This window comes from Betaproteobacteria bacterium (assembly GCA_016720925.1).
GTDB lineage: Bacteria > Pseudomonadota > Gammaproteobacteria > Burkholderiales > Usitatibacteraceae > UKL13-2.
This window is the reverse complement of the sequence record JADKJR010000015.1, coordinates 95,252-105,993: the sequence shown is the minus strand read 5'-3', so window position 1 is coordinate 105,993 and position 10,742 is coordinate 95,252. Positions and strand designations below refer to the sequence as shown.

At 58.3% G+C, this 10,742-nt stretch carries 9 protein-coding genes and 1 pseudogene; 6 read left to right on the top strand and 4 right to left on the bottom strand.

All coding sequences use genetic code 11. The features are described 5' to 3' along the window. A pseudogene (locus IPP88_18320) lies at nt 1-975 on the bottom strand (hypothetical protein). A 413-nt stretch (nt 976-1,388) separates the two neighbouring features. On the opposite strand from IPP88_18320, the gene IPP88_18315 reads away from it, so the two are divergent. Next, nucleotides 1,389-1,568 (top strand): hypothetical protein, encoded by a 180-nt coding sequence (locus IPP88_18315; GenBank protein ID MBL0124593.1) that lies wholly within the window; start codon nt 1,389-1,391, stop codon nt 1,566-1,568. A gap of 611 nt (nt 1,569-2,179) precedes the next feature. Here IPP88_18315 and IPP88_18310 read toward each other — a convergent pair. Beyond that, complete coding sequence (locus IPP88_18310; GenBank protein MBL0124592.1) at nt 2,180-2,329, bottom strand: hypothetical protein; 150 nt, start codon at nt 2,327-2,329, stop codon at nt 2,180-2,182. Between the two features lie 168 nt (nt 2,330-2,497). Between IPP88_18310 and IPP88_18305 the strand changes: the two genes are divergently transcribed. After that, nucleotides 2,498-2,794 carry a hypothetical protein gene (locus IPP88_18305; GenBank protein MBL0124591.1) on the top strand — a complete coding sequence of 99 codons (297 nt, stop codon included), beginning with the start codon at nt 2,498-2,500 and terminating at the stop codon, nt 2,792-2,794. Nucleotides 2,795-3,100: 306 nt separating this feature from the next. On the opposite strand, the gene uvrB is transcribed toward IPP88_18305, so the two are convergent. Together uvrB and IPP88_18295 are read right to left on the bottom strand one after the other, a co-directional pair. After that, the gene (gene uvrB, locus IPP88_18300; GenBank protein MBL0124590.1) at nt 3,101-5,140 is read right to left on the bottom strand and encodes an excinuclease ABC subunit UvrB; all 2,040 of its coding nucleotides are present in this window, start codon (nt 5,138-5,140) and stop codon (nt 3,101-3,103) included. Between the two features lie 311 nt (nt 5,141-5,451). After that, complete coding sequence (locus IPP88_18295; GenBank protein ID MBL0124589.1) at nt 5,452-6,468, bottom strand: NAD(P)-dependent glycerol-3-phosphate dehydrogenase; 1,017 nt, start codon at nt 6,466-6,468, stop codon at nt 5,452-5,454. Between the two features lie 109 nt (nt 6,469-6,577). Here IPP88_18295 and IPP88_18290 point away from each other — a divergent pair, with 109 nt between their 5' ends. Genes IPP88_18290 through IPP88_18275 form a run of 4 tightly spaced genes read left to right on the top strand, consistent with a single transcriptional unit; the run spans nt 6,578 to nt 10,671 of the window. Continuing rightward, entirely contained in the window at nt 6,578-7,714 is a 1,137-nt protein-coding gene (locus tag IPP88_18290; GenBank protein ID MBL0124588.1) for an extracellular solute-binding protein, read from the top strand. 19 nt (nt 7,715-7,733) lie between these two features. Continuing rightward, entirely contained in the window at nt 7,734-8,822 is a 1,089-nt protein-coding gene (locus IPP88_18285) for an ABC transporter ATP-binding protein (protein MBL0124587.1), read from the top strand. Then, entirely contained in the window at nt 8,819-10,498 is a 1,680-nt protein-coding gene (locus IPP88_18280) for an iron ABC transporter permease (GenBank protein MBL0124586.1), read from the top strand. Before IPP88_18285 ends, IPP88_18280 begins: the two co-directional genes overlap by 4 nt. A gap of 23 nt (nt 10,499-10,521) precedes the next feature. Continuing rightward, nucleotides 10,522-10,671 (top strand): hypothetical protein, encoded by a 150-nt coding sequence (locus tag IPP88_18275; protein MBL0124585.1) that lies wholly within the window; start codon nt 10,522-10,524, stop codon nt 10,669-10,671. The last annotated feature ends 71 nt before the right edge of the window (nt 10,672-10,742 follow it).

Genomic DNA, 10,742 nt, shown 5'->3' with positions numbered 1-10,742 from the left:
CAAGTGCAATGCCGATTTCTTTTCGCTGGCGTAAATGATGATGGTCGACATCGCACCCGGTCCCGGCGAGCAGCGGAATTCCCCAGCGGCACCACGGCAATGCTGGCCTTGTCCTCGGCCTCGTGCTTCCTCGGGTGTTTGCTTGTCGCGCGCCGGCATTGCCTGCAGAACACGCCACCGCATTCCGCAGGATGAGGATGGCCCCCCCGACCTGAAGCTCGCCAGGAAATACCGAAACCTGCCAGCACGCGTTTCGCCCAGCAGCGCGGAGAGATCAACAGCGTCGCGGCGACGGTGATCGCGGCGATACGCGCGATGGTCTTGCGCTGGAAATCGATCTGGCAAAGCCGTCATCGCCACGAACACCGGCATGATGCCGAGCGGATTGACGATGACGATCATCGCCACAAAAATCTTGACGTACTCGGCGAGCGACAACAGTCCTTCCATGATCAGCCTGCGGTGCTTCCGTGGTGGTTTCGGCCGGGCGGCGTGCGGATGGGTGATATGCCGAAGCAGGCCTTTGCAGCCGTGCTCGATCAACTCGAGCGCATGCTCAAAATCCGCCGCGCTCCCCGTAATAAGGCCCAGGAACACCTCCAGCGCGCCGGCATCCGGCGAAAATCCAGCAGCAACTCGATCTTGTGCGCCAGCTCCGGCGGGCACACCGCTTGTGACAGCCGGAAGTTCTGTACATCCATCGCGATCACGTAATCAAACCCAAAAAAATCCGCCTCTGACACCTGTCTGGCGCGCAGCTTTTCCAATTCGTAGCCTCGACTCGCGGCAAGAGCGATGGCGCGCGGATCCGGCTTTTTGCACCGGCGTGCGCGCCGAGCGTGCCAGCGGAATCGATTTCCATCTTGCCGGCAAGCGGACTTTCGCCAACCAGTTTGCGGAACACCCCTTCGGCAGTGGAGAGCGGCAGATGTTGCCTGGGCAAATGAAGATGACGCTGGTTTTTATCGTGTACATTCAGAGGTGAAGAGTTTTTTGGCCCCGCGTCTTTTGTGACATTTCTGACGCAGGACAGGTGTGAAAACGTCCCATCTCGTCATAATACAATCAATCACTTACGCCTCCCAAGTGTGGGAGTATTAATCCCTGACGGTCGTCTGCTTCCACGCTCAAATCTACTTATCTCCCGATGGCAATACCAATCTCGCTTACGAAATACGAGCGACTTTCTGCGAGCGCGTGGCGGCACGCGACTTTCGAGGGTACTTCGCCAATACTTTCGGTATGACTTTTTGCCACTCGCTAGAGAATTTGGCGGTTTTCAAAGAATTGCGAACATTTGCAAGTAATTTCGATCATATGTAAATCGGGTATTTCTGCCCGCCTTCCAAGCATGGAAGATTACGAGTGGCTATAGGAGAGGACATTCCATGAATCAAAACGTATTCCTGACGGTCTTACTCGCAACAGTAAGCACGTTCGCATCTGCCTACTGCGCAAGTGACGGAAAGTCGGCCCAATCAGTCGCCGTGTCCGTCTCGGGTAAGCAGATTGCCCGCTGGGAAACCAAGGAAGCAGATATCCACCGTGAAGCTGCCGGCAGGGTTTGAAGTGGGTATCCAGATAGACCCAGCCGCAGCGGAAGTCTACCGAAAAATGCTCGACAGATTCCCGTCCAGTCCCGCAATTGACGAGATGGTGCGCATACAGATTTATGATATGTCAGGCGCTGAGCCCAAGCTTCTGAGCAACACGTGGGGCGGGGCTAACTCCAAGCAAGGCTTCGGTCCACGAGGTGGTGCGAATGGAATTCCGGAGTTGATCGACCAGATAGAGCTTTGGTTTCACAAGCCCGTCTGCGTTACGCGCGAATCGCTACAAAGCACTAGCTAGGGACTGAGAGATTTCGGTCAAGAGCAGTGCTTTCACTTAATCCTAAGATTGAATGGCTGCACGAATCACTAACGCCAGACTATTCCCAGGGCATCGTTAGAACTGATGATCGCCGACGTTTTTCCGTGGTGATGAAAGCGCGTTACTCGAATCGCTCAAATTTGCCGAACCTACTTAATTCGATCGAATTTCGCCAGTCGGAACGCGATTCCTAGGGAAGATAAGTGAATCTGACCATGAAGATTCCCGCAATGCTGCCAATGCTGACATTGCTCGCAACGCTGGCCATCGCGCAACCAACGCTGCAAGCGCAGTCGCAACCGAAACTTCAAGTAATGCCTGCAGCCGACTGGTCCGCCATCCAGGCGGAACTGAAGAACGTGCAAAGACCGACCAGTCCCTGCGCAACGAGTTCACCGTCATGCTCGCTGAGGCGCGCGCGAAGGGCGTTGAGGTCGACAAGGAAGCGCAAAGCCATCTGGAAAAATTCGCGAACAGGATCGCGAAAACCAAAAACGGATGTCTATCATTCTCGACACCTACGGCTGGCCCGCCCGGTCGAAAGTCGGCTCAACGGCGGCGACCACAGTGTTTCTCGTCGTACAACATGCGGACTTGGACTACCACCTGAAGGTACATCGATAGGATGCGTGGAGCCGTCGACGTGGGCGAAGCGGCGAAACAGCAGTTGGCACTGCTTGAGGATCGCGTGTTGGTATTTCAGGGCAAGCCTCAGCGTTATGGCTCGCAAGTGGAAATTCGAGACGGCGTCGGGCTGCTTCCGGTTGAAGACCCCGGCAATCTCGATAAGCGCCGCGCAACGATGGAGCTGGGTCCGATCTGCGAACACCTCAAGAAATTCGTCAAACAGTTTGGACCAATCGTATATCCGCCATGCGTGAAGTCTTCGACGCTCGCTCCGCTGCCTGGAACAACTCGATAACGGCACCACGCAATTTAGATATCGAGTATCCACTTTGGACCGAACGACCAGAAAGGGTCGAAGGTCTTTCGCGTTTGAATGAAACGCTCGTTGCGGGTGTGTTGTGGGTGCAGAGTTATCTGCGGCAGCATGCGTACTCGTTGCAACGAGCATGAACGTGCGTTACGTTGGAAAACTCGCGACGCATTGCTTAGGTCCTTGCAGAAAAGAACAATGTGTAGAAGTTCAGACTTGATCTATCCGCCCGGCACCGTCCAAAACGGGTCAATGTCAGATCAAGACTGAACTGCCACACGTGACGATTTACTAATCGCTGACCGCCGATCCGCCCAATACCAGCAGCCGGTTACGCAGCGCCTTCAGTTCATCACGCAACGCGGCCGCCTTCTCGAATTCAAGGTTACGCGCGGCATCCATCATCTCGCGTTCGAGCCGTTTCAGCGCGGTTTCCATCTGCTTTTCCGACAGCACATCGTATTTCTTGCGATCCTGCGCGGCCTTGCGCTCGTCGCGTTTTTCGTCCATGTCATAGATGCCGTCGATCATGCCCTTGATCTGTTTCGATATGGACGTCGGCACGATGCCATGCTCGAGGTTGAAGGCAATCTGCTTGGCGCGACGCCGCTCGGTCTCGCCGATCGCTTTGCGCATGGATTCCGTTTCCCGATCCGCGTACAGAATCGCGGTGCCATGGACATGGCGCGCGGCGCGACCGATGGTCTGGATCAGTGAACGCGCGCCGCGCAGGAAGCCTTCTTTGTCCGCATCGAGGATCGCCACCAGCGACACCTCCGGAATATCCAGGCCTTCGCGCAGCAGGTTGATGCCGACCAGCACGTCGAATAGCCCGGCGCGCAGATCGCGGATGATCTCCACGCGCTCCACGGTATCGATGTCCGAGTGCAGGTATCGCACCTTGATGCCGTGCTCGGCCAGATAATCCGTCAGGTCCTCGGCCATGCGCTTGGTGAGCGTGGTCACGAGCACGCGCTCTTTCACGGCGACACGCTTGTTCACTTCCGAGAGCAAATCGTCGACCTGCGTCGATGCCGGTCGCACGTGCAGGATCGGATCCACCAGCCCGGTCGGACGTACCAGCTGTTCGACGACCTGCGCGGTATGCGCGGCCTCGTAGTCGGCCGGCGTCGCGGAGACAAAAACCGTCTGCCGCATCATGGCTTCGAACTCATCGAATCGCAGCGGGCGGTTATCCATGGCCGAAGGCAGACGGAAGCCGTAATCGACCAGATTTTCCTTGCGGGCGCGGTCGCCCTTGTACATGCCGCCAACCTGCGGAATGGTCACGTGACTTTCGTCGATGACCATCAGCGCATTCTTCGGCAGATAGTCCACCAGAGTCGGCGGCGGCTCGCCCGCCTTTCTTCCGCTCAGGTGCCGCGAATAGTTTTCGATGCCTTTGCAGAAGCCGATTTCGTTGAGCATTTCCAGGTCGAACGTGGTGCGCTGCTGGATGCGCTGCGCTTCGATCAGCTTGTTTTCCGTCGTGAAGAACTCGATGCGATCACGCAGTTCGGTCTTGATGCCTTCCAGCGCGTTCAGCACGGTGCTGCGCGGCGTCACGTAATGGCTCTTTGCATACACGGTAAAACGCGGCACTTTCTGCAGGGTGTGCCCGGTCAGCGGATCGAACAGGGTCAGCGAATCCACTTCGTCGTCGAACATCGAAATCCGCAACGCGGCATCGGCACTTTCCGCCGGATAAACATCGAGCGTGTCGCCGCGCACGCGAAACGTGCCGCGCTTGAAATCGAGTTCGGCCCGCGCATACTGCATCGACGACAACTGGCGGATCATGTCCTGCTGCGCGACCTTGTCGCCCGGCCGCACCAGCATGCGCATCGAATAGTAGTCGCTCGGATCGCCGATACCGTAGATGCACGAGACCGACGCAATGATGATCGCATCCTGGCGCTCCAGCAGCGACTTGGTGGCCGAGAGCCGCATCTGCTCGATGTGTTCGTTGATCGATGAATCCTTTTCGATGAACAGATCGCGTGACGGCACGTACGCCTCGGGCTGGTAATAGTCGTAATACGAGACGAAGTATTCAACCGCGTTCTCGGGGAAAAATTCCTTCATCTCGGCATAGAGCTGCGCGGCGAGCGTCTTGTTCGGCGCCATGATCAGCGCCGGCCGGCCCAGTTGCGCGATGACGTTGGCCATCGTGTAAGTCTTGCCGGATCCCGTCACGCCCAGCAGCGTCTGGAACGCGAGTCCGTCATTCACGCCCTCGATCAGTTTCTCGATCGCCTTGGGTTGGTCGCCGGCGGGCGGAAAGGGCTGGTTGAGTTTGTAGGGGGAGTTGGGATAGGTGAGGATGGGCATGGCGGCATTTTATCAGTCGCTCCTGACAGGACCTGTCTGGAGCGACTGAACTTCTGGCAATACACGGCCAAGCAAGAATGAAACCCGCACGGCGCCAGACATCAACATAAAACTCAAGCACTGGAGCGGCTCCCACGCCCAAAATGCTCGAAAAGCCGCGCCGATACTAGACTTTCAATTCACCGCATGGCGAATGATGATCGGGTCAAGGACATTCGAGTGCCGAGAGCGCCACACGCGCCACATGCGTTATGCAGTACGCAAAATGCATTCACGCCAGCATTCGGGGCGCGACGACGGGAATCGTCGATTCACTGTGGCGGTCGCACCCTGCCAGTGCGGCAAAGCGGTGGCAGATGCGACATGAATTGTCCGATCGCGTCGTCCAACGCGACGCCATGATTGAGTATCGCATCGAGCGCCTGCGTGACCGGCATGTCGACATGAAGCTGCCTGGCGAGCGCGGCTACCGCCTCGACCGAGTGAAATCCTTCGGTCACTTCCTTGCGTTCGGCCATGATATCGGCCAGCAGCCGGCCTTGGCCCAACTGGACGCCGAGCGATGTGTTGCGGGACTGGAGACTGTTGGCCGTGAGCATGAAATCGCCAATGCCGGACAGCCCCGTAAATGTCGCCACCTTGGCGCCTTTCACCAGGCCAAGCCGGATCGTCTCCGCCAGCCCCAGTGTAATCAGTGACGCGCGCGCGTTTTCGCCATACTTGCGGCCGGCCACGATTCCGCTCGCGATGGAGATGACGTTCTTCATCACGCCGCCCAGCGTGGTGCCAATCACGTCATCGCATAGTTGAACGCAGAAACGCGGGTTTGATATCTGCCGCCCCAGCGATTCGCCAACCGACCAGTCCTCGCACGCCAGCGTGACGCCGCATGGCTGATCGGCGGCTATTTCACGCGCAAACGAGGGCCCGGACAGGACAGCAACCACCGCTTCAGGCAGCATCGCGGCGAGCACTTCTGACATGAGCGCGCTGCTGCCGCACTCAATGCCTTTGGAGCAACTTACCACCGGTGTCAGGCGCCGGAGCGAGCGGCGCATGTCGCCGGCAATCGCGCGCACATGTTGCGCGGGCACCGCCATCAGGATGAAGTCCTTGTCCTGCGTTGCCGCGGCGAGATCGTTCGTGGCGCGGATGCCGTCCAGCAGCGCGGCATCGGGAAGAAAGATGGTATTGATCCCTGCCTCGTTTATCGCGGTCGCGACTTCCGGCTCGCGCGCCCACAGCAATACGTCGTGTCCCGATCTGCGGACCACGCACGCCATGGCGGTGCCGAACGCGCCGCTGCCGATGATGCCTACGTTTGCCATGTCGAAAATTCTATAGGCACGATCGATTGCGACTTTGACGATTGTCAAGTTGCCGATAGAAATTGCAAATAGCATTGTTTTGCCAACCAACATCTCACAGGAGGACGTCATGCATCGCCATTTCACGACGTTAAGCGTCGCACTCGCCTGCACCCTGATACCGGCGTATCACGCAAGCGCGCAGGCACCGGCACCCGCCATCGAGGACGAACTCAACCTCATTACACCGGTGGCCAAAACACTAACCGATCCGACGCTGGCCGACTTTGCAAAGTTTGCGAAAGAGCGCTGGAACATCACCTTGAAGACCAGCGCATTGGCTGCCGGCACCCCCGTCGCGTACGGCCAGATCGTTGAATGGAAAGGTCGGCCACAGGTTGACATTTTTTGGGGCGGTGAGAGCGCCCTGTTCGACAAGCTGGCCGAGCAGAAGCTGCTGGCAACGCTGGACCTGCCGAAGAGCGTGATGGATGAAGTGCCAATCAGCATTGGCAAGCCCAAGCCCATCGCGCTCAAGGATCCAAAAGGATTCTGGACCGGCACCGTGCTGGAGCCGTATGGCATGGTCTTTCACCCCAAGGTGCTGCAGCGTCTGGGCGTTGCCGAACCCAAGGACTGGGACGATTTGCTCAATCCGAAACTGAAAGGACATGTCGCGCAATGCGCGCCGACGCGCTCCTCCAGCAGCCACGCCAGCTACGAGATCATTCTGCAGCGCGACGGCGATGACAAGGGCTGGGAGTGGTTAAGACATCTGGCAGGCAATACCGGCTTGTTCACCGCGCGCAGCCGCGACGTGCCGTCGGTGGTGGCGAAAGGCGAATTCGCGGTCGGCTTCGCGGTACCGAGCTACATGGCCTTCGAAGATCGTCTGGCGGGCTTCGACCTCAAGTTCGTCGCGCCGAAAACCGCCTATATCACACCGGAACCCATTGGCGTGCTGGCCGGCGCCAAGCACCCCAAGGCAGCGCGCGCATTCATTGAGTACCTGCTTTCCGAGCGCGGCCAGCGGGTTGCGATGGAGCGCGGCGTATTTCCGATCACACCCAAATACAAAGTTCAGGGCGCGCCGGGATCGACCGCCGAGAGAGCGGTTGAATTTACCGGTGGCATGCGTTCCTATTTCGATCGCGAAGTGACCAACATTTACGAGGACGACAAGGCACAAGGGCGATATGAACAGGTCAACCAGACCTTCCGCAAGGAAATCGAGGCGGTCGCGGAAGAGTTGAAGAAAAAATACTAGGCAGCATGCGAGTCGTATCATGCGTATCTCGGTTCAAGGTCTGACCAAGCGCTTCGGCAAGAACGAAGTTGTCAGCAACATCAGCTTCGACATCGGAGAGGGTGAGCTGTTCACCCTCCTCGGTCCGTCCGGATGCGGCAAGACCACGCTCCTGCGCTTGATCGCCGGCTTCTATGCGCCGGATGAGGGTGAAATCCGTTTCGACGACCGCAGGGTCAACGAAATGCCGCCCCACGAGCGCGGCATCGGCATGGTGTTCCAGAACTACGCGCTCTGGCCGCACATGACGGTATCCGACAATATCGCCTACGGGCTGAAGCTGCAAAAAATTGAAGCCGCGACCATCGGCAAACGCGTCGAAAGCGTGCTGGAAAAAGTCAAGCTAGGCGGCTTGGGGGATCGCTACCCGGGCCAACTCTCCGGCGGCCAGCAACAGCGCGTGGCACTCGCCCGCGCGTTGGTGCTCAATCCGAAAATACTGTTGCTCGACGAGCCGCTGTCAAATCTGGATGCCAAGATTCGCATCCAGGTGCGCGCCGAAATTCGCAAGCTGCAGAAAGAACTTGGCATTACCACGGTTTATGTCACGCACGATCAGGAAGAAGCGCTAACCCTGTCGGACCGTATCGCCGTGTTCAACCTGGGCAAGGTACTGCAGATCGGCCCACCCAAGGAGTTGTACGAGCGGCCCGGGAGCCGATTCGTGGCGGATTTCATCGGCATCAACAATTTGATTGACGGCACGGTACAGACGGCTGATCCCGCGCAACGCAAACTCACGGTGAAAACCGCATACGGCGAACTGACGGCGTTGTGGGACGAACGTTTTCACGCTGGCGATCGCTGCGTGCTGTGTATTCGTCCCGAGAATTCCATCCTCAATGCCGCCCTCGGCACGACAGCGGACGGCAACAACCACATCAATGGTCGCATCGCGTTTGCCGCCTACCTCGGCAATGCGCTGCGCTACGACGTGGAACTTGCACCCGGCCAGATTTTCAAGACAGACATCCGCGATCCGTGGCACCACGAGCAGGTGCCGCTCGGCAACGCCGTAAGCGTGAGCTTCCCAATCACCAGCACCGTGGCCATCGCGGGTGACAAATGAACAGGCTGCGACTTTCCATGACGCCTGCCGCGTTGGGCTTCGGCCTGATCTGGACATTCCTGATTGTCTTCGTGCTGTTCCCGCTCACGCGCATTTTTTACGACGCATTTACCAATGACACCGGCAGTTTCACGCTGATCAATTTCTGGGATTTCTTCACCGACAAGTTTTACCTGCGTTCTTTCTGGAAATCGATGGCCCTGGGTATCGCGACCGTTTTCACGACCTCGGTGATCGGCATCGCCGTGGCGTTCCTGATCGTGCGCTACGAATTCCCCTATCGGAACCTGTTTTCCTATCTCACGATGCTGCCGCTGATTCTGCCGCCGCTGGTCGGCGTGCTCGGCTTCGTCTTCATCCTCGGTCGCGCCGGCACGGTCAACGTGATCCTCATGGATTGGTTCGGACTGAAGGAACCGGTCAACTTCATGTATGGCATGCAAGGCGTGCTGCTGGTGGAAACCGTGCATTTGTTTCCGCTCATGACATTGAGCATTCTGGATGCGCTCGCCAAGGTCGACCCGTCATTGGAAGAAGCCGCGCAGGGAATTGGCGCCGGCGGATGGCGCCGATTCTGGGACATTACCCTGCCACTGACCACGCCCGGCTATGTTTCAGGGGCGCTGCTGGTGTTCATCTGGACCTTCGCCGACTTTCTGACGCCGCTGGTATTGGGCGTTCAGGATCTGCTGGCCGCGCAGGCGTATCTAAATATCGTGCAGTTCGTTGATCGGCGCATTTTCCGCATGGGAATTGTCATTTCCGCGCTGCTGGTCATGCTGGCCATCTTCTTCGTGATCGCCGCGCGGCAGTACGTCGCGATCAAGGACTACAGTTCGCTCGCTTACTCGAAGGTGGAACGCCGCCAGTTGGGCCCGGTGAAGCGCTGGGTGGCAGTCGGCTTTTTGGCCTTCCTCATGTTCGTGTGCTTCATCCCGCAGGTCGGCGTGCTGCTGGCAGCCGTCGGCAGGGGTTGGGCGCTTACGCCGTTCCCGGAACACTACACCCTGGAGTTCTTCCGTCAGGTGAGCATTGAAACGCCCAAGTTCATTATCAACTCATTTGTATTCTGCGGCCTCGCCGTGATCATGTGCCTGGTCATCGGCGTGCCGATGGCGTGGATCATGGCGCGCACGCATGCGCCCGGGCGCAACACCATGGACGCACTCACCACGCTGATCCTGGCCATCCCCGGCACCGCCATCGGCATCGCCTATGTGCGAGCGTTCAACTTCCCGCTGCCGTTCATCGATATTCCGCTGACCGGCATGTGGATCATCCTGCCGCTGGTGCTGGTAGTGCGGCGCCTGCCCTACACGGTGCGCGCAAGTTACTCGTCGCTGCTGCTGGTCCATCAATCGATGGAAGAAGCGGCGGCAAACGTCGGCGCCTCGAAGTTGCGGACATTCCGCGACATTACGGTTCCACTGGTATGGAAGGGCATTTTTGTCGGCGGATTGTTCTCTTTCATCACCTCGATACAGGAAGCGTCGGCGACGATCTTCCTGACGCTCGGTGGATGGGAAATGATCCCGTTCGGCATCTTCACCTTTTATATTGCCGGCTCGCAAAGCCAGGCGGCGGCGCTCGGCGTGATCCTCATCGTGCTCTGCGCGCTGGCCCTCTATATCGTGAACCGCATCGCCGGCACCCGTGTCGGCGGCTTGTTCGGCTAGCGCGCGGCGCGGCGGCGCTTGCGATGACGCTTCTCGCCCTACTCATCGCGCGATTGGCCCTGGTTGAGCTGCCGGACTTTCAGAATGGCTGTGAAGACCGCGCGAATCAGGCATCAGGTGTAAAGCAGGGCTGTCGCGAAGCAGGCATGGATATAAGGGTATGGGGAAGTTGACGTGAGACCATCCATCATTGTCAAAAACGCAGTGCCACAAGCTTGGCGGGCAGGCCCGCCTTTTTCCTGGC

Excerpts from the sequence above, each read along its gene's own strand:
- IPP88_18315 (MBL0124593.1), top strand. The coding sequence starts at position 1,389 with ATGAATCAAAACGTATTCCTGACGGTCTTACTCGCAACAGTAAGCACG.
- IPP88_18310 (MBL0124592.1), bottom strand. The coding sequence starts at position 2,329 with ATGGCTTTGCGCTTCCTTGTCGACCTCAACGCCCTTCGCGCGCGCCTC.
- IPP88_18305 (MBL0124591.1), top strand. The coding sequence starts at position 2,498 with ATGCGTGGAGCCGTCGACGTGGGCGAAGCGGCGAAACAGCAGTTGGCA.
- uvrB (MBL0124590.1), bottom strand. The coding sequence starts at position 5,140 with ATGCCCATCCTCACCTATCCCAACTCCCCCTACAAACTCAACCAGCCC.
- IPP88_18295 (MBL0124589.1), bottom strand. The coding sequence starts at position 6,468 with ATGGCAAACGTAGGCATCATCGGCAGCGGCGCGTTCGGCACCGCCATG.
- IPP88_18290 (MBL0124588.1), top strand. The coding sequence starts at position 6,578 with ATGCATCGCCATTTCACGACGTTAAGCGTCGCACTCGCCTGCACCCTG.
- IPP88_18285 (MBL0124587.1), top strand. The coding sequence starts at position 7,734 with ATGCGTATCTCGGTTCAAGGTCTGACCAAGCGCTTCGGCAAGAACGAA.
- IPP88_18280 (MBL0124586.1), top strand. The coding sequence starts at position 8,819 with ATGAACAGGCTGCGACTTTCCATGACGCCTGCCGCGTTGGGCTTCGGC.
- IPP88_18275 (MBL0124585.1), top strand. The coding sequence starts at position 10,522 with ATGACGCTTCTCGCCCTACTCATCGCGCGATTGGCCCTGGTTGAGCTG.